This is a genomic window from Streptomyces sp. TLI_171, from assembly GCF_003610255.1.
In the GTDB taxonomy this organism is placed as follows: Bacteria; Actinomycetota; Actinomycetes; order Streptomycetales; family Streptomycetaceae; genus Kitasatospora.
In genome coordinates this window covers 271,288-293,973 of sequence record NZ_RAPS01000001.1, presented here as the reverse complement: position 1 = coordinate 293,973, position 22,686 = coordinate 271,288, and the positions used below count along the sequence as shown (strand labels likewise).

Sequence of the window (22,686 nt, the reverse complement as noted above, 5' to 3'; positions counted from 1 at the left end):
CGACGCCGGACTGCTCACCGGGCTCGGCGGCAAGTGCGTCGACGTGGCCGGTGCGAGCACCGCCAACGGGGCCGCGGTCCAGCTCTACGACTGCAACGGCAGCAACGCCCAGCAGTGGACGGTCGCCGCCGACGGCTCGCTGCGCGCCCTCGGCAAGTGCCTGGACCCCACCGCCGCCGGCACCGCCAACGGCACCCGGGCCCAGCTCTACGACTGCAACGGCACCGCTGCCCAGAGCTGGCAGCCACGGGCCGACGGCACGCTGCTCAACCCCGCCTCCGGCCGCTGCCTCGACGCCACCGGCCAGAGCTCCGCCAACGGCACCCGCCTCCAACTCTGGGACTGCGGCGCCACCGCCAACCAGCAGTGGACGCTCCCCGTCGGCTGACCCCCTCGCTCGCGGGGCCCCGGCGGGCCGCCGGAGCCCCGCGAGCGCTACGCCGGGCGGAGGTAGTCGGCGGTCGTCCGCACCTCGCCGAAACGCGGGAAGGTCCGCGCCACGGCGAACTCGTGCTCGTCGGCGGCGAGTCCGGACATCGCGTCGGCCACGAACTCGACCCGGTAGCCGTGGTCCGCCGCGGCCCGCGCGGTGGACTCCACGCCCATCGTGGTGACCAGCCCGGCGAGCACCAGGGTGTCCGCGCCGACGCCGCGCAACTGCTCGTCCAGGTCGGTGGCGTGGAAGGCGCCGACGGTGCGCTTGACCACCACGATGTCGCCGGCCTGCACCAGGCCGTCCGCGAACCCGCTGCCCGGCGGCTGCTCGGCGACGTTCGGGCGCTCCACCCGGACCAGCACCACCGGCCGGCCGTCCGCCCGGAACGCCGCTGCCAACTCCCGGCAGCGCGCCAGCACTTCGTCACCGGAGTGCGGGGCGAGGGGAAGGGCGACGATGCGCGGCATCAGGTCGACGAGGATCAGTGCGGAGGCCATGGCGACGATCGTACGACCGGTCGGCGCGCCGGGACGCCCGGTCACCCTTCGACGCCCGCCACGCGCTCGGGAGCCGCCCGCCGCTCCTGCGCGCCGTCCTCGGGCTCCCAGCGCAGCAGGTCTCCCGGCTGGCAGTCGAGGACCTCGCAGAGCGCGGCGAGGGTGGCGAAGCGCACCGCCTTGGCGCGGCCGTTCTTGAGCACCGCCAGGTTGGCGGGCGTGATGCCCACCCGGTCCGCGAGCTCGCCCACGGACATCTTCCGCCGGGCCAGCATCACGTCGATGTCGACGGCGATCGGCATCAGATCACCTCGTCCAGCTCGGCCCGCAGCTGCGCCGCCTCGACGTCGCGGGCGACCGCCTGGCTGAGCAGCATCCGCAGCAGAAGCACGATGAGCGCGACCCCGAGAACGGCCACGCCGATGCCGCCCATGACGAGGGTGACGCCCGGGTCGTCCCGCTGGCCGGGCGCGTTCACGGCCGTGACCGCGAACCAGAGGAGCGCGGCCGCGACGATCGCGCCGATGATGCCGTTCACGTAGCGGAAGGCGGCGTGCGAGAACACCGTCCCGCGCCGCACCATCGTCACCAGCCGCCAGACGCAGACCAGGGCGACCTGGGCCGTCCCGAGGCCCAGGACCGTGATCACCCGCATCGCGGTCAGCGGCATCGTCCCGTCCTCCGGATCGCTCCCGCCGACCAGCACGTAGGCCATCAGGGCCTGGACGAACACGGTGCCGGTGAGCACCACCACGAGCACGGCGCGCAGCGCGCGCACTGTCAGCTTTCCCATGACCCATCCTTGCATCGAGCAACGATGGAAACCTATCGAATTTCGATAGGTCGGGCAAGGGTGCTCGATTCGCCCGCAGGGATGGGGAAGACTCGCGGCATGGTCTCTGTGGTGCAGAACGTGGCGATCGACTGTGCGGACGCGTACGAACTGGCGGGCTTCTGGGCGCGGGTGACGGGGCGTCCGCAGGACCCCGAGGACCGGCCCGGGGCGCACGAGACCCAGGTGGTGCTGGCGGACGGGCTGGTCCTGTACTTCAACCAGGTGCCGGAGCCCAAGACGGTGAAGAACCGGGTCCACCTGTGCCTGCGGCCCGAGGGCACCCGGGACGAGGAGGTCGCCCGGCTGCTCGGGTTCGGCGCGAGCCTGGTCGCGGACCGCCGCAACCCGGACGGCACCGGGTGGGCCGTGCTGGCGGATCCCGAGGGCAACGAGTTCTGCGTGCTGCGCAGCGAGTCCGACCGGGCCGCCGTCGCCGGGGCCTGACCGCCGGTCCGGCCGAACCGGGCGAGCCGGCTCCGCGACCGGCTCGGCCGCGCACCGCCCCCGGTCGGGCGCCCGGCACGGCCGTTGCTCAGCAACTGGCGGACACCGCGCCCGAGTTGACCGGACGCCGGCACCCCGTCCAGGACCGGGCGGGAGCCTCCGGGGGCGTCACCGCCGCGCACGGGCCCGCCGTCAGTCGGTGACGGCGAACACCAGCAGACCCTCCAACGGCTCCTCCGCCACCTCGACCCGCTCCACCACCGCGCGGGACGGCCCGTGGCCCATCCAGGCGACCATCCGCTCCACCTCCGGCGGATCCCCCTCGAACACCGCCTCGACCCGCCCGTCCGGCAGGTTGCGCACCCACCCGGCCACCCCCACCGCCTGGGCGGCCCGCCGGCAGGAGTCCCGGAAGAACACCCCCTGCACCGTCCCCGACACCAGCACCCGCCGCCGGATCACCTGCACCCACCTCACCCGCTCGCACCGCCGCCTGCCAGCAGGTATACCGCAGCGACCCCCCGGACCGGGGAAGCCCGCGCCGCCACGCACAGCTGACGGGACGTCAGCCGCGCGCGAAAACGACCGTCCGGGGGCCGGCCGGCCCGGGCCGGGCTACTGGCCGACGCGGCAAGTGATTGCGCCGCGCGCGGTTTCACCCGGGCGTAACGCGGCGGCAGCGGAGTCGACAAGACGACCCCCTAGGGTGCGGGAGGAAGAACCGGCCGGTGGAAGGGGTCGTCACGAACAGACAGGGCGGGCGGTACGGAGCGGTGGGACCTGACTGGCTGACGCATCCGCTGCGGTGGCAGCGCGGGCCGGTGCCGTGGGCGGCGACGGTGCGCGGGGCGGCCGGGATGGCGGTGCCGCTCGGCGTGGCGGTGTCGCTCGGCCGGCCCGCCGAAGGGGTGCTGGCCGGGCTCGGGGCGATGTTCGCCGGCGTCAACGACCGGCCCGGCGGCCGGCGCAGCGGCGTGGTGCAGCAGGCCGGCCCGGCCCTCGGCGGTGCGCTCGGCCTGCTGATCGGCGTCGCCGTCGGATGGTGGGCGGTGCCGCTGCTGGCCGCGGTCGGGCTGGTGTGCGGTGCGATCAGCGTCGCCGGGCCGGTCGCCTCCGCCACCGCCGTGCAGCTGATGGTGCTGACCGTCCTCGGCTGCGGCATGCCCGTCCCGCTGCCCGGCTGGGCCAAGGCCGCCTGCTACCTGGCCGGCGCCGGCTGGCTCCTGGTGCTGCGTCAGCTCACCACCCACCCCCGCCCCCGGCACGCCGAACGCCACGCCGTCGCCGCCGTGTTCGACGCCCTCGCCGCCGCCCTGGACGCCGCCGGCACCGACCGCGCCGAAGCCGCCCGGCGGCAACTCACCGCCGCCCTCGACCGGGCCGGCGAAGCACTGCGTCCCGGGCGGCCGCCGACCGACGCCCAGCGGCCCGACCTGCTGCGGATCCGCCTGGCCGCGGCGTCCGCCCTGTGCGAGGCGGGCGTCGCCCTGCTGCACGACGGGCGCCCGCTGCCCGCCCGGCTCGCCACCGGCCCGCGCCGCCTGGCCGACGCCGTCCGCGCCGACCGGCTCCCCGGACCGCTGCCCGTCCCCGTCGCCGAGACCCCCGCGACCGCGGCCTTCGACCTGGCCGTCCTGCACGCCGCACTCGCCTTCGGCACACCGGCGGAGGTTCGGCCCGCGGGAACGGGCGCCGCCGTGCGCCTGCGCCGGACGGTCGCGGGGTGGGTGCTGGGCAACGCGGGCCGGGAGCAGCGGCGGGACGGGTATCGGGAGGGCGGGGGAGCACACGGTACCCGGCGAGGTTCGGGCGGCCGAACGGCGTCGCCGAACGCCGAGGGCGTGCAGGCCCGGGCGCGCCAGGAGGCCCTGCGCGCCTCGGGCCGGCGAACGGCTTCGGCCGACGCGGAGGGCGCGGAGGTTCGGGCGGGGCGGCAGGGTTCGGCGGATCCGGGGGCGTCGGGGGCGGGGGCGGGCCAGGGCGGTCGCGGACCTCGGGACCCCCTGCGCGGCTCGGGCGGGCGAACGGCTGCCGGCGACGCGGCGGGCGCGGACGGTCCGGCCGGACGGGGTGGCGGGGGAGCGGTGCCCGGGGTACGGCCGTGGGGGCGGGCCGGACGGGCCTACGGGATGCGGGTGGCGGTCTGCGTGGCGGCGAGTGCCGCGCTGGCGCTGGTACTGCGGACCGGGCACTGGTACTGGCTGCCGGTCACCGCGGCGTTCCTGGTGAAACCGGACTACGGGCCGCTGTTCTCACGGGTCGTCAACCGGTTCGCGGGCACGGTCGCGGGAGTGGTGCTGGTCGCCGTCTCGGCGCCGCTGCTGCCCGAGCCGTGGTGGCCGGTCGGCGCGGTCGCCGTGGCGGGGGCGCTGATACCCGTCGCGCAGCGGCACTTCGCCGCGCAGACCGCCGTCATCACCGTCACCGTGCTGGCGTTCGTCACCGTCGGCGGCGACCACGGGGCCGCGCCCGGGCGGCTCACCGACACCGCACTGGCCTGCCTGCTGGTGCTGCTGGTCGGACACCTGCCGGGCCTCGCCGACACCCGCGCCCGGGTCGGGCAGCGTGCCGCGCACGCCCTGCGGCACACCCAGCGGTACCTGGACCACGTGCTGACCGAACGTCAGGACACCGCCGCGAGCGCGGCCGTCCGCCGGGCCGAACTGCGCCGCACCGCCTACCGCACGCTCGCCCAGGCGCGCGCCGCCGCCGAGACCGCCGCCGCGGAGCTCAGGCCCGGCGGACCGTCCGGCCCCGACTGGCTGCGGCTGACCGTGCACGCCGAACGGCTGGCCGACGCCGCCACCGCGTACGCCGTCGAACGCGACCACGGCGCCCCCGCCCCCACCGGCCCGGCCGCCCGCACCCTCACCTGCACCCTCGCCGACGCCGCCGACGCCCTCGACCGCCCCGGCCCCGCCCCCGACCGCGGCGAGACCCCGGACGCCGCGCTGCCACCGGAGTTGGACGACGTACTCGCCGAGGTCCGCCGGATCCGCGCCCTGGCGGCCGCAGGCTAGTGCCCCTCCGCGGACGGTCGTGGAGGGGCACCGGAAAGCTGATCCGGACCCGTGGGATGTCTCAGGCGAAGGATCGGGCGAAGTCCCAGGTGTACAGCACGCCGGTGAAACGCAGTCGGCACAGCGGCAGGCTCCTCACGCCGGACAACTCGGCTGCCAGGTAGGCGAACCCTGCGCGGAAGCGGACCGTGATGGCGTCCACCTGCCCGGCCAGCACGTGCGCGCGTGGCGGTTCAGACGCCGGCGCAGGTGGTGCTGCATCGATTCCGGGGGTTCTTCGGCACGGGCCTCATCCTGCCGGGTGCCGCAGTGACCCGCCATGAGCGTTGGCCGTGGCAGGTGGGCAGGTGGGCAGGTGGGCGACGGGCGGGGACAGCGGTGGCGGTGGCGATCGGTTCGCGGGGCCGCGAGCGGCTGGTGCGGACGGTGGCCTCGGTGAAGTCCGAGATGCGGGCGGTGCTGCGGGCCCGGATCGTCCTCACGGCGGCGGCCGGACTCGCCGATCCGCGCGATCGCCAGAGAACCGGAGGTCAGCGTGAACACGGTGCGCAAGTGGTGCGGGCGTTCGCCGTACGGGGCCCGGACGGTTTGCGGGACGCCGAACGGTCGGGGCGGCCGAAGACCCACGGGCCCGAGGCCCGGGTAGCGATCGTCCGACGTCAGCACCGTCGGGGAAGTCGACGGGCGACCGGAGGGACGAGTCCTCGGGGAGCCCGGGCGGGCGGACTTTCGCCGACTGGCGGCGGAGCGATGAGTCTGCGCGGGCCGGGTCGTCTACGTTCCCGACAGGACAAGCCACTCATCGGGAGCACGCCATGGGCCTCATCCACATCGAGTTGTTCACCACCCTCGACCTCGTCGGGCAGGCGCCCGGGGGGCCGGACGAGGACCCGGAGGGGTTCCCGTTCGGGGGCTGGCAGGTGCCGCTGCTGGACGAGGTCGCCGGGGCGCAGATCGACGACGCGTACGAGGGGACGGACGCACTGCTGCTCGGGCGGCGGACGTACGACATCTTCGCCGGCTACTGGCCGACGGCCGGGGACAGCCCGTTCGCGGAGCTGTTCAACCGCATCCCGAAGTACGTGGCCTCGCGCGGCAAGCCCGACCTGACCTGGGCGGGGTCCACGCAGCTCGGGCCGGACCTGCCCGCGGCGGTGCGGGAGATCCGGGAGCGGCACGAGCACGTGAAGGTGGTCGGAAGCCTCGACCTGGTGCAGACGCTGCTGCGCGAGAAGCTGTTCGACCGGCTGGACCTGCTGGTGCACCCGATCGTGCTCGGCGTCGGGAAGAAGGTCTTCGACGGCGGCGCCGTCCCCACCAACGTCACGCTGCTCGCGCCGCCGCGCTCCAGCCCCAAGGGCACCGTCTTCCTGCGCTACGGCCTGGCCGACGGGATCCCCGGCACCGGCGACATGAGCAAGCTCAACGAAGGCAACTGACACCCGGTCAGTCCCGCCCCCCCGGCCGCCCGGCCGGGTGGGTGGGCCGGGCTCGCCAGGGGCGTGGTCATCGGCCAGGGCGCACGTTCCGCGCGGCCGTGCACGAAGCGGAGTTCACCGCTGCGGCCCGGTGCGAAGGATGCGACGACGTCCTGTTCGGGGTTGCGAACCCGCGGGTGTCCGGGGGAGAGCTCGCGGCGCAGTTCCCGCTCGAAGCCGGGCATGCCGCCGTCGGGCGGACCGGGGTGGGGTGGGGTCAGGGGGCGGTGTAGTGGACGGTCTGCATCATGCCGAGGTCTTCGTGGTGGAGCTGGTGGCAGTGGGCGATGGTGTGGCCGGTGAAGTCCTCGTACTTGACCAGGAAGGTGACGGAGTCTCCGGGGGTGCCGCCGGGCAGGCCGATGGTGTCGTGCCAGACGGGCGGGTGGAGGCGGGTGCCGTTGCGGTGGGTGAGGAGGAACTGGTTGGTGTGCAGGTGGAAGGGGTGGTTGAAGGCCGGCATGGTCTCGTCGGTGCGGACCGTCCAGCGTTCCACGGTGCCCAGGCGCAGGGTGTGGTTGGTGAAGCCGGGGTCGAAGAGGCCGTACGCGGGGTCGTGGGCGGGGTCGCCGGCCGGGTCGGCGGCGGGGGTGGGGTGGCTGCCCAGGATGCGGAAGGCGTTGGGGAAGGGCTCGGGGAAGACGCGGGGGTCGGCGTGGAAGACCACCTCCCGGTCGGCGGAGGGGTCGGTGATGTCGTTCTCGTCGAGGAAGGGCTTCCCGGGCGGCAGCGCGGTCGGTAGCTCCATCGGGGGTTCGACGGGCGGTCCGGCGACCTCGACGGTCATCAGCGGCCCCGGCACGCCACGGGCCCGCAGCTGGTAACTGCCGGGTGCGCCGCCGCGGATCAGGACGTCGGCGCGGTTGCCCATGGCGAGCTCCAGCACGTCCGGTGCGACGGGGCGGGCGAAGGTGACGCCGTCCTGGGCGATCTGGTGCATGGTCAGGTCGCCGTGCTCCCCGGTGATCCGGAGGCCGAGCGCGGTGAGGCCGGTGGCGGCGACCAGACGCAGCCGGGCCACCTCGCCGGGGCGCAGCGGGAGCGTCGGGTTGACCGCGCCGTTGACGGTGAAGACGGACGGGATGCCGGTCACCCAGCCGCCGGAGGTGAACGGCGGGACCTTGCCGTCCTTGAGCTTGAGCTCGTTGATGCAGACGACGAGGTCCGCGGCGGCCCGCAGCTGCGGGAGTTCGTCGACGTCGCCCTCGACGACGATCACCCCGGCCATGCCGCCGAGGATCTGCTCGGCGGTCGCCCCGTGCAGGTGCGGGTGGTACCAGTAGGTGCCGGCGGGGTGGTCGGCCGGAATGCGGACGGTCGTCGTGTAGCGCGGTTCCGGGGCGCCGGCGGCGACCTGCTCGGAGGTGCGCGGCGCGAACTCGCGCAGCACGTTGTCGGCGTGCCCGGACGGGGAGACGTGCATCCCGTGGGTGTGCAGGTTGAAGCTGTTGGCGTGGTGCGGCGTGTTGTGGCCGCCGCGGTGCGGTTCGTTCGGCGGCAGGCCGTTGACGTGCGTCAGCCGCAAGGTGTCGCCGGCCCGCACCCGCAGGGTCGGTCCCGGGATCGTGCCGTTGTAGGTGCGGGTGGTGATCACCCCGTGCCCAGGCACGGCGACCTCGGTGAACCGGACGTCCAGGGTCTGCTCCACCACCCGGGGCGGCGCGCCGGGAAGGCCACCGGGCAGCACGCCGGTCAGCGGCCGGGCGGCCGTGACCGCCGGCTGCGGGAAGCCCGGCGGCTCCGCGGCCGCCGCGCTCCGTGCCGTCCGCAGCCCGGCGGGCGCCGCCGCAAGGCCGGCGACGGCCTTGAGCAGCAGGCGGCGGCCGATCCCATCCTGTTCTCCCACAGCTGGGCAATCTAGGACAGAAGCGCGCAGGCGCGGCGACGGCGCACCGCCCGCTGCCGGGCTGCTCCGACCGTCCGTCAGGAGGGTCGGAGCCGGGCGCCGTTGACCAGCAGGGTGACGTCGACGTTGTCGCGGGTGGCGTTGGAGTAGGGGCAGACCTGGTGGGCGGTCCTGGCCAGCCCGGCGGCCTGTTCGTCGGTCACCGAGGGCAGTGACACCTGCAGCTCGACGGCGAGCCGGAAGCGGCCGCCGTCGGCGGGGACGAGCGAGACCGAGGAGTCGACCCTGGCGTCGTCGGCCTCGAGCGCGGCGCGCCGCCCCACCAGGGCGAGGGTGGCGCCGAAGCAGGCGGCGTAGCCGATGGCGAACAGCTGCTCGGGGTTGGTCCCTCCGCCGTCGCCGCCCAGCTCCTCGGGCGGGCGCAGTTCCAGGTCGAGCCGGCCGTCCGCCGTCCGGCCGCGGCCGTTCCTGCCTCCGGTGACGTGTGCCCGGGCCGTGTACAGCGCTGCGGTCATGGTGACTCCTCGTCAGATCGACTTCCTGAGAAGGAATCTGGCACTTCAAAAACAGGAAGTCAATGGCTTATGGTTTGGAACCTCTGACCGAGAGGGGAGCTACGGAGATGACCACGTTCGTTCTCGTTCACGGCGCCTGGCACGGGGCCTGGGCCTGGGGCCGGGTGACCCCGCTGCTGCAGGCCGCCGGGGCCCGCACGCTGGCGCCCGACCTCTCCGGCGGAGCGGACCGGGGCTTGCACGACCACGCGGCGGAGGTGGCGGCGGTGGTCGGGGCCGCCGCCGGTGACCGGGTGGTCCTGGTCGGGCACAGCTACGCGGGGCTGGTGGTGCGGGAGGCGGCCGACGCGCGAGCGGACGCCGTCGAGCACCTGGTGCTGGTCGACGGCTGGGCCGGGCCCGACGGCGCCGGCATGTTCACCCTGGCCCCCGCGTCCTTCGTGGAAGCGATCGGCGCGGCGGCCCGGGCGGCCGGCGACGGCCGGCACGTCCCGGCGCCGCCGCCCGCCGCGTTCGGGATCACCGACCCCGCCGACGCGGCGGGGCTGGCCGCCCGCCTGCGGCCGCAGCCGCTGCGGACCTTCGCCGAGACCACCCGGCTGACCGGCGAGGTCGACCGGATCCCGGGCACCGCCGTGCACTGCCGGCCCGCGAGCTACCCGTTCGAGGGCTTCGGCCGGTCCCTCGGGTACCGGACCCGCGCGCTGGACGGGCCGCACGACGTGATGCTCACTCACCCCGAGGCCCTGGCCCGGCTGCTGCTCGACGCCGCATCCTTCAGGAACGGGAAGCGCGAGCTCTAGAATGCCGAAGTGGAACAGCGAACGTACAACCAGTACTGCGCCACCGCGCGCACCCTCGACCTGGTCGGCGAGCGGTGGACGCTCCTGCTGATCCGCGAACTGCTGACCGGCCCGAAGCGGTACGGCGACCTCCAGGCCAGCCTGCGCGGCCTCGGCAGCGGCCTGCTCGCCGCCCGGCTGAAGCACCTGGAGGCCGAGGGCCTCGCCCGCCGGATCACCCTGCCCCCGCCCGCCCGCACCCCCGCGTACGCGCTGACCGAGGCGGGCGAGGAACTCGGCCCCGCCGTCCTGGCGCTGGCCCGCTGGGGCCTCAAGTGGGCGATGGACGAACCGCGCGAGACCGAGACCTTCCACCCCGGCTGGGCAGTGCTCGGCCTGCGGGCCTGCTTCGACCCGCAGGCCGCCGCCGGGCTGCGCGCCACCTACGAGTTCCGGGTCGGCGACGAGGTGTTCCACGTACGGATCGACCGCGGGACGATCGAAGCACTGCACGGCCCGGCCCAGCACCCGGACGCCACCCTGACCCTCGAACCGGACGCCTTCCGCCGCCTCACCGCCCGGCAACTGACCCTGGCCCGGGCCGTCGAGGACGGCACCGCGACCGCCACCGGCGACGCCGACGCCCTGCACGCCCTGCCGGGCCTGTTCCGGCTGCCCGCCGCCGGAGACCGCTCCGCGGGCGTCGGCGTGAGCTGACGGTTGATCGGTTGCCCGCGGATCTTCTAGGGTGCGCCGGTGATCTTCCGGAAGAAGAAGGCCGTGGGCCTCAGTGAGCATCTGACCGCACTCGAGCAGGGCGTTGCCGCCCGGGACTCGGAGCGCACCGAGCGGGCGTTCGGCGCGATCCTGGGCGGTGCGCTGCAGGCGGCCACCGGTGCGGAGCACCTCGACGCCGGGCCGCGGCTGGCGGCGCTGCTGCCGGGGTTCCCGCCGGTCGGGCCGCGATCGGTGCTGGCGACGGCGGCCGGGTTCTGCGTGGAGCAGGGCGCCGATCCGGCGGTGTGTGCGGAGCCGATCCTGACGACCGTTCAGGAGGAGGTGCGGGCCGCGCTGGACTTCGCCCGCCGGTGGCCGGACGCGGAACTGCCGGCGGCGGACGTCGAGGCCGTCGAGGGGCTGGTGGCCCGGCTGGGCGGGGACGAGTACGAGGCGCTGCGGCTCGCCCTCGCGTGGTGCGGGATCGAGGAGTGGCAGGCGCCCGCGCTCGCGGTGCTGTGCCGGAGCGGGCAGGTGCGGCAGGAGTTCGGCGCGGCGCTGCTGCCGCTCGCCCGCGAACTGGAGGCACTGGGGCGCCACGACCTGAAGTGCCTGGTGTACGCGCTCGCCGTGCTCGACGAGGAACCCCTGGTGGTGCTGCACCGCCCGACCGGCACCGGCTACGAGGTGCGGATCGGCGGCATCGGCGACAACTTCCAACTGCACACCCTGCTCGCCCACGTGCTGATCGGCGGCGGCCACCTGCCGGGTGACGCCCCGTCGGCGGCCAGCGTCCGGCTGGCCACCGACCCGGCGCCGGCCCGGGGCCGCTCCGACGTGACCGCCTTCGGGTCGTTCGACCTGCTCGCCCCGGACGGCGGGCCGATCTGGAACGAGGGACTGCCCGACGACATCCCCGTGGTCGACGGCCGCCGCCTGCTGGTCCTGGACACCCCGGCGTACGGCCGCGGCTGGAACGCCGACCGGTTCTTCCCGCTGCTCCCGGGCCGCGCCGACCTGCTCCGGGTCCTGCCCGCCGAGGAGACCGCGGCCTGGTTCGCCCGGACCACGGTGGGCAGCGCGGCCTGACCGCAGGTCGGTGCGGAGCGCCCGGCACCCGGGGGACACCCGGGCGTCGGGCGCTCGCCATGTGAACGGCCCTGCGGAGGAGGGGTGGGGGACGGGTAGACTCGGGCGGCACTGACAACGTTGACATCGGCGTCGGTGCCCCGCCGGAGTCCGCTCGTCCCATGGAGCCACCCCATGCCCCTGGCGCTCGTCGCCCTCGCCGTCACCGCGTTCGCCATCGGCACCACCGAGTTCGCCGCGATGGGGCTGCTGCCGCAGATCGCGGACGGCCTCGGGGCGAGCATCCCGCAGGCCGGCTGGCTGATCACGCTGTACGCGCTCGGCGTGGTGCTCGGGGCGCCGCTGCTCACCGCGGCCGCCGCCAAGCTGCCGCGCAAGGCCGTCCTGGTCGGGCTGGCCGGGCTGTTCACGGTCGGCAACCTGCTGTGCGCCGTCGCACCCGACTTCGCCTTCCTGGCGGTGGCCCGGCTGATCACCGGACTGCCGCACGGCGCGTTCTTCGGCGCCGGAGCGGTCGCCGCCGCCGAACTCGCCGCGCCGCACCTGCGGGCCCGCGCCGTGTCGGTGATGTTCTCCGGACTGACGGTGGCCAACATCGTCGGCGTCCCCGCCGCGACCCTGCTCGGCCAGCGCCTCGGCTGGCGGGCCGCGATGCTGGTGGTGGTCGCCGTCGGACTGCTCGGCGTCGCCGCCATCGCCCGGCTCGTCCCGCACCTGCCCAGCCGCCCCGGGGCCGGGCTGCGCAGCGAACTCGCGACCTTCCGCAGCGGGCAGCTCTGGCTGGCCCTCGGCACCGTGGTCTTCGGCTGCGCCGGACTGTTCGCCTGCTACAGCTACATCACCCCGACGCTCACCGAGGTCGCCGGGTTCGCCGACAGCTCCGTCACGCTGATCCTGGCCCTGTTCGGCGTCGGCATGACCATCGGCAACGTGATCGGCGGCTACGCGGCCGACCGGGCGCTGCGCCCGTCGATCTGCGCCGCCTTCCTGGCGATGGCCGGGTCGTTGGCGCTGTTCGCGGTCACCGCGCACGCCCGCTGGTCGGCCGCCGTCACCGTGGTGCTGATCGGCATGGCGGGCTTCGCGATCGTCCCGACCGTGCAGACCCTGGTGATCCAGAAGGCCCGCCGGGCCCCCACGCTGGCCTCCGCGACCGTGCAGGGCGCGTTCAACCTGTCCAACGCGCTGGGCGCGTGGCTCGGCGGCGTCGCGCTGACCGCGGGCCTCGGCTGGACCTCGCCGACGTTGGTCGGGGCCGGGCTGTCGCTGCTCGGCTTCCTGATCGCCGTCGCCTCCTGGGCCGTCGACCGGCGGGCGCCCGTCGCGGTCGCCGACCACGCGGCGGCGGCGGAGGAGCCGGTGGCGGCGCTCTGACGGGGCGTCGGGGCCTCTGACGGGCGGCGTTCCGACCGGCGGGCTGTTCCACTCGCTGCTTGATGATCTTATGATCCGGCGGAGGGGTTCCGTCCGGGAGCCGCGCCGCGCACCACGGAGGAACCAGCGATGACCACCCACCACGCCCGCGGCCGGGTCGGCGTCCTGCTGCCGCGCGACCTGCCGGTGCGCGACCTCCTCCGCTACGCCCGGCGGGCCGAGGACTCCGGCTTCGACGAGCTGTGGGTGGTGGAGGACCTCGGCTGGCGCGGCGGCATCGCGCAGGCCGCGACGGTGCTCGCCGCCACCGGCCGGATCACCGTCGGCATCGGCATCCTGCCCGCCGGGGCGCGCAACGTCGCCTTCGCCGCGATGGAACTCGCCACCCTGGCCCAGCTGCACCCCGGCCGGGTGATCGCCGGCGTCGGCCACGGGATGCCGCAGTGGATGCGCGCGGCCGGCGCCTGGCCCGCCAGCCCGGTCACCCTGATCCGCGAGTACGCCACCGCGCTGCGCGCCCTGCTGCGCGGCGAGGCCGGACCGGCCGACGGGCGGTACGTGCGGTGCGCGGGCCTGGTGCTGACGGAGCTTCCGGAGCAGGCGCCGCCGGTGGTGCTCGGCGTGCGCGGCCCCAAGTCGCAGGCCGTCGCCGGGGAGGTGGCGGACGGACTGCTGCTGGCCGAACCCGCCGCGCCCGGCTACATCGCCGCCTCGATCAAGCACCTGGGGCGGGAGGGCATGGAGGTGGTGGTCTACGACGTGGCCGCCGTCGACCAGGACGGGGCCGCGGCCGTCGACCGCGTCCGGCCCGGCCTGTCCGCGATCGGCGAACCCGACTGGGCCGCGCACCTCGAACCGCTGCCGTTCGCCGAGGAGTTCCGCGCGCACCGGGCGGCCAGCGCCGACGGCGCCGAGTTCGCCCGCACCATGCCCGCCGACTGGGTCCGCGCGCTCAGCGTCACCGGCACCCCCGCCGAGGCCCGCGCGGCGATCGCCGACCGCCACGCGGCCGGCGCGACCAGCGTGGTCCTGGCCCCCGTCGGACCCGACCCGCTGCTCGCGCTGGACGCACTGGCCCTCGCCCTGCCCGGAGCCGGTACCTGAGGGCGGCTCACACCTCCGTGGCGAGGAGGTGCCCGGTCGTCGCGTCCACGTGGGCGGGGACCTCCTCGTGGCGGTCGCCGACGGTCGGCGTCCCGGTCGGCTCGAACATCAGGATCGCGGTTCGCCGCGGCGCGGACGGCTTGTGCTCCGTGCCTGCGGGAACGGCGAAGACCGCCCCCCGCGGCAGCACGACCGTGCGCTCGCCGCCCGGTTCGCGCAAGGAGATGTGCAGCTCCCCGTCGAGGACCAGGAAGAACTCGTCGGTGTCGTCGTGGGCGTGCCAGACGTGTTCGCCCTCGACCTTGGCGATCCGGACGTCGTAGTCGTTGACCCCCGTGACGATGCGCGGACTCCACAGTGCGTCGAAGGAGGCCAGTGCCTCGGGCAGGGAGATCGGCTGATTGCTCATGACCCGATCCTCGGCCACCCCGTCCGGCCGGGGTGAGTGCTAGGAATCGCACATGACGAAAGAATCCTCGCACCGGGCTCGGCCGGCCGGCCCGCACCGGGTGGTCGTGATCGTGGACGAGAACTCGAACCCCTTCGAACTCGGCTGCGCCACCGAGATCTTCGGCCTGCGCCGCCCGGAAGTCGGCCGCGAGCTCTACGACTTCCGGCTCTGCTCCGCCGAACCCGCCATCGAGATGCGGGACGGGTTCTTCACCCTCACGGGGGTCGCCGGCCTGGAGGCGGCCGACACGGCGGACACCTTGATCGTCCCCAACCGCCCGGACGTCGAGGTTCCCCGCCGGCCCGCGGTGCTGGAGGCAGTCCGGCGGGCGCACGCGCGCGGCACGCGCCTGATCGGGTTCTGCAGCGGCGCCTTCACCCTGGCCGAGGCCGGCGTCCTCGACGGGCGCCGGGCCACCGCCCACTGGCAGTGGGCGGACGCCTTCCGCTCCCGCTTCCCCGCCGTCCGCCTCGAACCGGACGTGCTGTTCGTGGACGACGGCGACATCCTCACCGCCGCGGGAAGCGCCGCCGCACTCGACCTCGGCCTGCACGTGGTCCGCCGCGACCACGGGGCCGAGGTCGCCAACTCCGTCAGCCGGCGACTGGTCTTCGCGGCGCACCGCGACGGCGGCCAGCGGCAGTTCGTCGAACGTCCCGTGCCCCGGCTCCCCGACGAGTCGCTGGCGCCGCTCCTGGCCTGGGCGCAGGAACGGCTCGACTCGCCCCTCACGGTCGCGGACCTCGCGGCGCGGGCGGCGGTCAGTCCGGCGACGCTGCACCGGCGCTTCCGGGCCCAGCTGGGAACGACCCCGCTGACCTGGCTCACCGGGGAGCGGCTCGCCCTGGCCTGCCGGCTGATCGAGCGCGGCGAGTCACGCTTCGAGGTGGTCGCCCGGTCGAGCGGGCTGGGCACCGCGACCAACCTGCGCGCGCTGATGCGCCGTGACACGGGCGTCACCCCGTCGGCCTACCGGCGGCGGTTCGGGCCCGGGTCGAACCCCCGCACCACCTGATCGGTGCGCCCCGCCCGGAGCCGGGACCTGACGGGCCGTCGGCTCCGGGCGGCAGTGGTCAGGCGGAGGCCGGGGCCGGGGTCCGGCCGAGGGTGCGGACGGCCGGGACGGCGATCATCAGGGCGAGGAGCAGCAGGCCCGCGACGGCGGAGAACAGCAGGACGTGGTCGGTGCCGAACGCGGCGGCCACCGGGCCGGAGAGGGCGCGGCCGACGGGGATGACCATGATGGAACCCGCCACGTCGTAGGCGGAGACCCGGCTGAGGACGCCGAGCGGGATGTGGGTCTGCACGCTGGTCGACCACATCACGCCCCAGAAGGCGAAGCCGCAGCCCGCGATCAGGCCGGTGGCGGCGGTCAGGGCGAACGGCCAGTGCAGGGCGGGCGCCAGCGGGTTGAGGGAGAAGAACAGCATCGCGCAGGCCCCGGCGACCAGCGGGCGGACCGGGCGGACCCGCATGCCGAGCAGGCCGCCGACGATGGTGCCCGCGCCGTCGGCGGAGGCGATCCAGCCGTACCCGGCGGAGCCGTGCTGGTCGGTCAGGGCGACCGCGCCGAGCGGCAGCGCGGGCCCGAACACCAGCAGCCCGTACACCGACCAGACCGCGATCACGCCCCACAGCCACGGCCGGGAGCTGAACTCCCGCCAGCCGACGGCCAGTCGGCGCCAGATCGGCTCGGCGGTCTCGTCCTTCACGGTACCCAGGCGGCGCAGCGGCAGCAGGCCGAGCGCGCTGAGCGCGAACGCCGCCGCGATGACGGTGAAGGAGCCGGCCACGTCCCAGTAGCCGACCAGCAGGCCGGCCAGGCCGGGGCCGAGCAGGGTGCAGACCGCCTCGGAGATCCGCAGCAGCGCGTTGGCGCGCTGGATGTCCTCGGCGACCTGCGGGACCAGGCCGGCCAGGCCCGGCTGGAACATCGCGGTGGCCGCACCGGACAGCGCCATCAGCGCCATGACCTGCCAGAGCCGCACGTCGGTGGTGGCGAGCAGCAGGGCCAGCGCCAGCATCGCGAGCATCCGCACCGCGTCCGCGCCGACCATCATCACCTGCGGGCTGAAGCGGTCGGCCAGCACGCCGCCGAACAGCACCAGCAGGGCGATCGGGGCCATCCAGGCGGCGAGCGCGTAGCCGACGCCGCTCTCCCCGTAGCCGGTCTTCAGGACGGCGGCGGTCAGCGACACCATCAGCATGCCGTCCGCGAGCAGGGAGGAGCTGCGGGCCAGGAACAGCAGGCGGAAGCGGTGGGAGCGCCACGGGCTGGGCAGCGCCTCGGGTTGCGGACGCACCGTCAGGTCGTCGTCCAGGTGGTCGTCAATGGTCATGTCGGGTCGGCCGCCGGGCGGCCGCTTCCTTCCAGGAGTGTCGGCTGCTGCAACCAGGCCCGGGAGAGGCCGGGTTCGGCCGGGGCGTCCGGCACGATCAGGTAGCGGCGCGGGGCGAGCACGCCCGGCCGCGAGGGGATGAGCCGCATCAGCGCGGCGTGCGCCCGCTCCGGTGTGGTCCCGTCGGCGAGGTACGCCGTCAGGTCGGCGGTGACGTGGACCGGGCGGCCGTCCAGGGCGTCGGAGAGCGCCGCGGCGACGGCGGCGGGCGAGACCCAGCAGCCGTCGACCAGCTGCCAGTCGCCGCCCCGCTCGGGCCCGGCGACGCCGGTCACGGCGGTCAGGTCGGCGAGCGGAACGTCGCCGTCGGCCGCGGCCTCCAACAGCCGGACCAGGCCGGTCAGGAACCCGGCGGCCTCCGCCTCGTCGAACAGCTGCGGATCGGCCCAGAGCGCCAGGTGCAGCAGCGGCTCGGTGCGGTACACGAAGGCCAACAGGGCGGTCGGCAGCGCCTGTTCGCCGCCCCGGGTGAGCTCCAGCTCGGGCTCGGCGTCCGCGGTCGCCGCGGCCGGCCGCAGCGCGCCCGCCAGGCCCGACACGTCGTTGTAGACCACGTCGCGGCCGAACCGGCTGCCGCGTTGCACGGTGGTGGCGTCGATCATCTCCCACAGCCGCAGCGGGTCGAAGCGGCTGTGCCGGTAGGCGTTCAGCGCGGCCGTCCAGGCCGAGCCGAGCAGCGCGTCGAAACCCGGCGCGGTCACGTCGAGCCGGAGCAGCGCGTCCTGCGAGAGCGGGGTGACGGTGCGGGTCAGCTGCGCCTTGTAGCGGTTGGCGGTCGGCGCCGCGCCGACGTAGGTGTCCTGTCCGGCGCGGTGCGCGACCAGCGCGCACCAGGCGGTCAGCAGCACCGTGGACGCGGGCACGCCCAGCCGGGCGCAGGCGCGGGCCAGCGCCTTGCCGCCGCGCGCCGAACGCAGGGTGAGCTGGGCGGCGCTGCCGCCGGCGGTCCGGGCGCGCGGCTCGGCGAACATCGCCTGCGGGCCGGTCCGCAGCACCTTCTCCCAGTACCGCAGCGAGGACTCGGCCTTGCGCACCCCCGCCGGCGCGGCCTCCTCCGCCGCCAACTGGAGGGGCGTCAGCGTGCCGTCCAGGGGGAGGAGTTCGCTTCCCAGGAGGAGAGCGGTCCACTCCTCGCGGAGCACGGCGAGGGCGCTGCCGTCCGCCGCGGCGTGGCCGGCGACCAGGGCGAGGAAGGCGGGCGCGCCGCGCTCGGTGAGCAGGACGCAGCGCAGCGGGTGGTCGCGGCCGAGGTCGAAGGGCGCCCGCCGGGCCTCGCGGGCCAGCGCGTCGGCGTGCCCGGCCGGGTCGTCCGGGAGCTGCTCGAAGTCGACGACGGTGACGGTGAACTCGCCCTCGGTGCGGACCACTTGCTGCTCGGGCTGGGCGTGCTCCGGGTGCGGGAAGACGGTGCGCAGCGCCTCGTGGCGCAGGGTCAGGTCGCGCAGCGCGGCGAGCACGGCCTCGACGCTCGCGCCGGCGGGGACGGGCCAGACGTCGTGGATGTCCACGTCGGCGGCGCCGTCCCGGAGGATGCAGCGGATCATGTTGGCCTGGCCGAGCGTCAGCGGCCCCCGGCGCGGCTCGCCGCCCGCCCAGCGGACGGCGAGGGTACGGGAGGTGGAGGGAGACAAGGGAGTTCGCTTTCGGTAGGGCGGCTCACCGGCCGGGCAGCGCGGTGTCGCGGGCGGCGGCGCTCAGGGCGGGCCAGGCGTCGATCAAGGCCGCGAACTCGTCGAGATCGGTGCGGGCGGCGGCCAGGAACTCCGCCCGCCGCGCGGCGAGGGTGTCGGCGACCGGCGCCCAGTCCGGGCCCAGCCGGCGGTAGGCCCGTTCGACGGTGGTCAGCCGCTCCGGGTCGGGGTCGGGGGCCCGGCGGACGGCCGCGGCCACGGCCTGCGGGCGCAGCCGCCCGTCCGGGTCGAGCAGTTCGGACCCGGCCAGGGCGGTGTAGATCCCGTCGAGGCACCCGGCCAGCAGCAGGAATCTCGACAGCCGCAGGTGGTACGCGGTGCGGCCGGAGCCGGTGCGGCGCTCCCCGGTGTGGAAGTTGACGATGTGCCGGTTGTGCAGCACCCCGGGCAGCGCCGCGTGGTGCAGGACGTGCAGCAGGAAGTAGTCGGTGCCGATGGTCTCCGCGGCCGGCGGCAGCGGGACCCGGGAGTACACCTCGCGGTCCAACGCCACGTTGCACATGTCGATCCGGCTCGGGGCGACCTGGCCGAGCACCGGGCGGTCGGCGGTGAACGGCGTGCTGCCCGCGCCGCGGAACGCCACCTTGACGGCCTGCTCGCGCCAGGGCGGCGGCACCGACGGCGGCAGCGTCAGTCCGACGAGTTCGCCGTGCACCGCCGGGTCGAGTTCGAGGATCTCGGCGAGGTCCACCGAGAGTTCGCCGATGAAGGAGGCGCCGACCAGCGACACGGGGAGCTCCGCCGCGCCCGGGCCGAGCCGCTTCAGCCGGCCGCCGATCCGCCCCGCCACCTGTCCGGCCGGCAGACCGAGCGCGGCGAGTTCCTGATGCAGCGGGAACACCGGTAGCCCGTCCAGGAGTTGGTAGCGGCTGTCGGAGTCCCGCCGGTGCACCGAGGCGCAGCCCAGCGCCTCCGCGAGCAGGAACGCCCGGTCGGTGCAGGCGCCGTAGGACACGGCGTCCGGCAGCAGCAGGTCGAGCAGCCGGGCGGGGTCGGGCAGCCCCGCCCGGGCCAGGGCCCGGGCGAGGAAGGCGCGCTGGGCGTCCTCGTCGAGGTGATGGACCGTCACGCCCGGGGCGGCCGGGTGCGCCGCGAGCGCCGCGGCGTGCTCGGCGCGCACCGCGGCGGGCGCGGAGTCCAGCACCAGGACAGCCACCTCCACACCGAACTCCCGTGCGCCGTAGGCGGCTTCGTCGAGCAGCGCGCGCAGTGCGGGGGAGCAGGGGCGGTTGGTGGGCAGGGTCAGGCCGACGCGGCGCACTCGGTCACCCCGGTGGCGGCAGCAGCGGCCTCGGGGGCCGGCTCGTGCCAGGAGCTCAGGCCGAGCAGCCGGCTGCCGAGCTCGGTCAGCTGCGCGGTCGGGTAGCGCTTCGACTCGTGCAGGACCGGGTCGCCGACCAGGGTGCGGTTCCAGCGCGGGGTGCGCAGGTGGCGCCAGGAGTCGACGCGGGACTTGCGCAGCCGCTCGTGCTCCTCCAGGGCGGGCATCATCGACAGGTACTGGACGGCGCGCACGCCCTGCTCGGACAGGTTGCGGGCGACGCCGTGCGCCAGCAGGCCGTTCCAGATCAGCAGGTCGCCCGGATGCAACTCCGGCCGGACGACCGGGAGTTCGGCACGGTCGAGGTCGGGCCGGATCGGGTCGCGGTCGGCCGGCTGGGTCAGCTTCCACGCCTCGAACTGCCGGAACAGCTCCGGGTTGCACTGGAAGCCGCCGGTCTCCGGCGAGGTGTCGTTGAGCGCGATGATGCCCTGCACCCGCTGCGGCGGCACGCCGAGCGTGGTGTCGATGTCCCAGTGCAGCTCGATGTCGAAGCCCCGGTCGGTGGGGTCGATCAGCGCCCGGTCGCGGTTGCCGCGGTTCGGCGGGTTCAGGTTGAGCCGGTCCAGGGTGACCCAGAGCTCCTCGCAGTCCCAGACGTCCACGAAGGCGTCGTAGACCCGCTGGTGCTGCCGGCTGTCCCAGAGCAGCTGGTGGTGGTACGCCTCGACGAAGCCGTAGATGTGCAGCTGCTGGTCCAGGTCGGAGCGGAACGGCCGGTCGGCGAACCAACTGGCCGGGTCCTGCGGGTCCAGACCCTGGAACTCCCACGCGAAGTCGAGCATCCGGCGGGCGTGCTCGGCCGGCACCGCCTCGCGGACGATCACGTAGCCGTAGGTCTGCCAGTGCGCGAAGTCCTGCTCGGACAGCACGCGCAGCGGACGGGACTTGGTGAGCTCGCGCAGGGTGTGCTGGGCGAGGTAGGACTCGCCGTCGTTGCTGAAGTACGGGCGCTCGCTCGCGGCCCGGAACAGATGGGCGCGGCGGGATGGTGCGGACCTCATGGAACAGCTCCTCCTGAGGGGAACGCGGGAGGCGGACGGCCGGACCCCGCGAGGGCACGGGCGCCACGGCGGGCCCGCGGACGGGGGTACGGCGGAAGGACGGGGGTGCGCCCCGGGTCGGAGAGCGGCCGGTCGCTTCGGCGGCTCCCGCAGCGGGGCCGGACGGAGACGGAGCCGAACAGTGCCGGGGCCGAACGTGACGCGGGCGACGGGGAAGGGCGGCGCGCAGAGTGCGCCGCGGTCGCTCCGATCGTCAGCATTGGTCCAGACCACAACTCTTGTCAAGTTCCTGATCGGTAACCCGCGATGGTGACGCGTCAAGCTCGGTGCGGTTGCAGGTTGGTCTAGACAATTGCAGCGAGACTGACCTAATGTCCCCATCGGCTCCGGTCCCTGACGGAGCGTCGGTCCGCGCCGCCCCGCTGCGCCGCGCCGCCCGACGACGGCCCCGCACCTCCCGCCGTCCGCACCTTCTCCGCGGCCCCCGCGCGACGAGACCCCTTCCGCGTCCGTCCGCGCACCGCGCCGCGCCCCGACCGCCCGCCCGCCCCGAGAGGGAATCCCTGCCATGAGCAACGTCATCGCCGCGCCCGGCCTCCGCCTCGCCGACCCCGGACCCGGCCTGGTCACCCTCGACCCCGTGCGCACCGCGCTGCTGCGCGGCCTCGACGACCTCCTCACCGGACTGGCCGCCCAGCTGGCCGCCCCCGAAGTCCTCGGGCCGCCGCTGCTGACCGTCGAGGGCCTCGCCAAGCTCGACTACTTCCGCAACTTCCCGCACCTGGGCGTCTCCGCCGGCCGCTTCACCGCCGACACCCACGCCGGACTCGCCGCCGGCGACACCCCCGGCGACCGGCCGCTGGAGCCCACCGGGCACCTGCTGCCCTCCGCCACCTGCTACGGCCTGCTGCTCTCACTGGAGGGCCAGGACGTCGGCGCGGGACTGCGGCTGTCCGCCGCCGGCCGCTGCTTCCGCAACGAGACCCACTACGACGGGCTGCGCCGCCTCTGGGGCTTCCACATGCGCGAAGTCCTCTACCTGGGCACCACCCAGGGCGCCGCCGACCACCTGGAGCGCGGCGCCGCGTACATCACCGCGACCGCCGAACTGCTCGGCCTCGAACTCACCCGCGCCGCCGCCGACGACCCCTTCTACGACAAGGGCGGCTCACGCGCCAAGCTGATGCGGCTCGACCCCGTCAAGCACGAGTTCAGCGCCCCCGACGGCACCGCGATCGCCTCGGTCAACCGGCACCGCAACTTCTTCGGCGAACGCCTCGGCATCACCGCCGGCGAGCACGGCTCCGCCCACAGCGCCTGCGTCGCCTTCGGCCTGGAGCGCTGGGTGCACGCCATGATCCTCGCCCACGGCAGCGCCGAGACCGCCCTGGTCCGCCTCGACGCCGCCCGGTCCTGACCCGCCGTCACCCCGACACCCGACAAGGAGCACACCACCCGCATGGAACGCATCACCGCCTGGCTGCACGAGAAGAACCCCGACCTGGACGGCCCGATCGGCCCCGACGAGGACCTGATCGAGGCCCGCCTGATCGACTCGATGGACTTCCTGGAGTTCATCGACCTGCTGGAGGACCTCACCGGCGACAACATCGACCTGCAGGACGTCACCATCGACGACTTCCGCACCCTCAACCGGGTCGGCGAACGCTTCCTGACCTGACC

At 75.0% G+C, this 22,686-nt stretch carries 24 protein-coding genes; 12 read left to right on the top strand and 12 right to left on the bottom strand.

The genetic code is table 11. The annotated features are described in order from the left end of the window. The first annotated feature begins 10 nt into the window (after positions 1–10). On the top strand, positions 11–388 hold the full coding sequence (locus BX266_RS39600; protein WP_259465028.1) for a ricin-type beta-trefoil lectin domain protein: 378 nt from the start codon (positions 11–13) through the stop codon (positions 386–388). Positions 389–435: 47 nt separating this feature from the next. On the opposite strand, the gene BX266_RS01365 is transcribed toward BX266_RS39600, so the two are convergent. From BX266_RS01365 to BX266_RS01355, 3 genes are read right to left on the bottom strand one after another with little or no spacing between them, the layout of a single operon-like run. After that, positions 436–933 carry an isochorismatase family protein gene (locus BX266_RS01365; RefSeq protein ID WP_099897098.1) on the bottom strand — a complete coding sequence of 166 codons (498 nt, stop codon included), beginning with the start codon at positions 931–933 and terminating at the stop codon, positions 436–438. Positions 934–974: 41 nt separating this feature from the next. Further along, positions 975–1,235: a helix-turn-helix transcriptional regulator gene (locus BX266_RS01360; protein ID WP_099897097.1), complete on the bottom strand. Its 261-nt coding sequence runs from the start codon at positions 1,233–1,235 to the stop codon at positions 975–977. Then, positions 1,235–1,726 carry a DUF2975 domain-containing protein gene (locus BX266_RS01355; protein WP_099897096.1) on the bottom strand — a complete coding sequence of 164 codons (492 nt, stop codon included), beginning with the start codon at positions 1,724–1,726 and terminating at the stop codon, positions 1,235–1,237. The genes BX266_RS01360 and BX266_RS01355 overlap by 1 nt, the downstream gene beginning before the upstream one ends. 99 nt (positions 1,727–1,825) lie before the next feature. Here BX266_RS01355 and BX266_RS01350 point away from each other — a divergent pair, with 99 nt between their 5' ends. Next, complete coding sequence (locus tag BX266_RS01350) at positions 1,826–2,212, top strand: VOC family protein (protein WP_099897095.1); 387 nt, start codon at positions 1,826–1,828, stop codon at positions 2,210–2,212. Positions 2,213–2,404: 192 nt separating this feature from the next. Here BX266_RS01350 and BX266_RS01345 read toward each other — a convergent pair whose 3' ends face one another. Then, positions 2,405–2,689 (bottom strand): acylphosphatase, encoded by a 285-nt coding sequence (locus BX266_RS01345; protein WP_399168806.1) that lies wholly within the window; start codon positions 2,687–2,689, stop codon positions 2,405–2,407. 296 nt (positions 2,690–2,985) lie between these two features. Between BX266_RS01345 and BX266_RS01340 the strand changes: the two genes are divergently transcribed. Next, entirely contained in the window at positions 2,986–5,232 is a 2,247-nt protein-coding gene (locus BX266_RS01340; protein ID WP_143686838.1) for an FUSC family protein, read from the top strand. A 61-nt stretch (positions 5,233–5,293) separates the two neighbouring features. Here the strand turns inward: BX266_RS01340 and BX266_RS38295 are convergent, their stop codons facing one another. Further along, positions 5,294–5,434, bottom strand: coding sequence for a hypothetical protein (locus tag BX266_RS38295; RefSeq protein ID WP_180290337.1), 141 nt, complete (start codon positions 5,432–5,434; stop codon positions 5,294–5,296). A gap of 613 nt (positions 5,435–6,047) precedes the next feature. Between BX266_RS38295 and BX266_RS01335 the strand changes: the two genes are divergently transcribed. Further along, positions 6,048–6,671, top strand: a complete 624-nt coding sequence (locus BX266_RS01335) for a dihydrofolate reductase family protein (protein ID WP_099897093.1) — start codon at positions 6,048–6,050, stop codon at positions 6,669–6,671. Between the two features lie 256 nt (positions 6,672–6,927). On the opposite strand, the gene BX266_RS40710 is transcribed toward BX266_RS01335, so the two are convergent. Continuing rightward, on the bottom strand, positions 6,928–8,556 hold the full coding sequence (locus tag BX266_RS40710; RefSeq protein WP_099897092.1) for a multicopper oxidase family protein: 1,629 nt from the start codon (positions 8,554–8,556) through the stop codon (positions 6,928–6,930). Positions 8,557–8,633: 77 nt separating this feature from the next. Continuing rightward, positions 8,634–9,071, bottom strand: a complete 438-nt coding sequence (locus BX266_RS01325; protein ID WP_099897091.1) for an organic hydroperoxide resistance protein — start codon at positions 9,069–9,071, stop codon at positions 8,634–8,636. 107 nt (positions 9,072–9,178) lie between these two features. Here BX266_RS01325 and BX266_RS01320 point away from each other — a divergent pair, with 107 nt between their 5' ends. The 5 genes from BX266_RS01320 to BX266_RS01300 all read left to right on the top strand — a co-directional run bounded on the left by BX266_RS01320 (position 9,179) and on the right by BX266_RS01300 (position 14,137). Next, positions 9,179–9,874, top strand: a complete 696-nt coding sequence (locus tag BX266_RS01320; RefSeq protein ID WP_099897090.1) for an alpha/beta hydrolase family protein — start codon at positions 9,179–9,181, stop codon at positions 9,872–9,874. Between the two features lie 9 nt (positions 9,875–9,883). Beyond that, positions 9,884–10,570, top strand: a complete 687-nt coding sequence (locus tag BX266_RS01315) for a helix-turn-helix domain-containing protein (RefSeq protein WP_099897089.1) — start codon at positions 9,884–9,886, stop codon at positions 10,568–10,570. A 39-nt stretch (positions 10,571–10,609) separates the two neighbouring features. After that, positions 10,610–11,659 (top strand): hypothetical protein, encoded by a 1,050-nt coding sequence (locus tag BX266_RS01310; protein ID WP_099897088.1) that lies wholly within the window; start codon positions 10,610–10,612, stop codon positions 11,657–11,659. 174 nt (positions 11,660–11,833) lie between these two features. Next, entirely contained in the window at positions 11,834–13,033 is a 1,200-nt protein-coding gene (locus BX266_RS01305) for an MFS transporter (RefSeq protein ID WP_099897087.1), read from the top strand. A gap of 129 nt (positions 13,034–13,162) precedes the next feature. Further along, positions 13,163–14,137 carry an LLM class flavin-dependent oxidoreductase gene (locus tag BX266_RS01300; protein ID WP_099897086.1) on the top strand — a complete coding sequence of 325 codons (975 nt, stop codon included), beginning with the start codon at positions 13,163–13,165 and terminating at the stop codon, positions 14,135–14,137. A gap of 7 nt (positions 14,138–14,144) precedes the next feature. On the opposite strand, the gene BX266_RS01295 is transcribed toward BX266_RS01300, so the two are convergent. Next, positions 14,145–14,546 carry a cupin domain-containing protein gene (locus BX266_RS01295; RefSeq protein WP_099897085.1) on the bottom strand — a complete coding sequence of 134 codons (402 nt, stop codon included), beginning with the start codon at positions 14,544–14,546 and terminating at the stop codon, positions 14,145–14,147. A 52-nt stretch (positions 14,547–14,598) separates the two neighbouring features. Here BX266_RS01295 and BX266_RS01290 point away from each other — a divergent pair, with 52 nt between their 5' ends. Then, the gene (locus BX266_RS01290) at positions 14,599–15,603 is read left to right on the top strand and encodes a helix-turn-helix domain-containing protein (RefSeq protein ID WP_099897084.1); all 1,005 of its coding nucleotides are present in this window, start codon (positions 14,599–14,601) and stop codon (positions 15,601–15,603) included. 58 nt (positions 15,604–15,661) lie between these two features. On the opposite strand, the gene BX266_RS01285 is transcribed toward BX266_RS01290, so the two are convergent. From BX266_RS01285 to BX266_RS01270, 4 genes are read right to left on the bottom strand one after another with little or no spacing between them, the layout of a single operon-like run. Beyond that, positions 15,662–16,927, bottom strand: coding sequence for an MFS transporter (locus BX266_RS01285; protein ID WP_099897083.1), 1,266 nt, complete (start codon positions 16,925–16,927; stop codon positions 15,662–15,664). Continuing rightward, positions 16,924–18,618, bottom strand: a complete 1,695-nt coding sequence (locus BX266_RS01280) for a condensation domain-containing protein (RefSeq protein WP_259464477.1) — start codon at positions 18,616–18,618, stop codon at positions 16,924–16,926. The genes BX266_RS01285 and BX266_RS01280 overlap by 4 nt, the downstream gene beginning before the upstream one ends. A 25-nt stretch (positions 18,619–18,643) precedes the next feature. After that, on the bottom strand, positions 18,644–19,939 hold the full coding sequence (locus tag BX266_RS01275; protein ID WP_099897082.1) for a DUF6271 family protein: 1,296 nt from the start codon (positions 19,937–19,939) through the stop codon (positions 18,644–18,646). Continuing rightward, on the bottom strand, positions 19,921–21,003 hold the full coding sequence (locus BX266_RS01270) for a phytanoyl-CoA dioxygenase family protein (RefSeq protein WP_099897081.1): 1,083 nt from the start codon (positions 21,001–21,003) through the stop codon (positions 19,921–19,923). Before BX266_RS01270 ends, BX266_RS01275 begins: the two co-directional genes overlap by 19 nt. 568 nt (positions 21,004–21,571) lie before the next feature. On the opposite strand from BX266_RS01270, the gene BX266_RS01265 reads away from it, so the two are divergent. Then, entirely contained in the window at positions 21,572–22,420 is an 849-nt protein-coding gene (locus BX266_RS01265; RefSeq protein WP_099897080.1) for a hypothetical protein, read from the top strand. A gap of 42 nt (positions 22,421–22,462) precedes the next feature. After that, positions 22,463–22,684, top strand: coding sequence for an acetyl xylan esterase (locus BX266_RS01260; protein WP_099897079.1), 222 nt, complete (start codon positions 22,463–22,465; stop codon positions 22,682–22,684). Positions 22,685–22,686 lie beyond the last annotated feature (2 nt).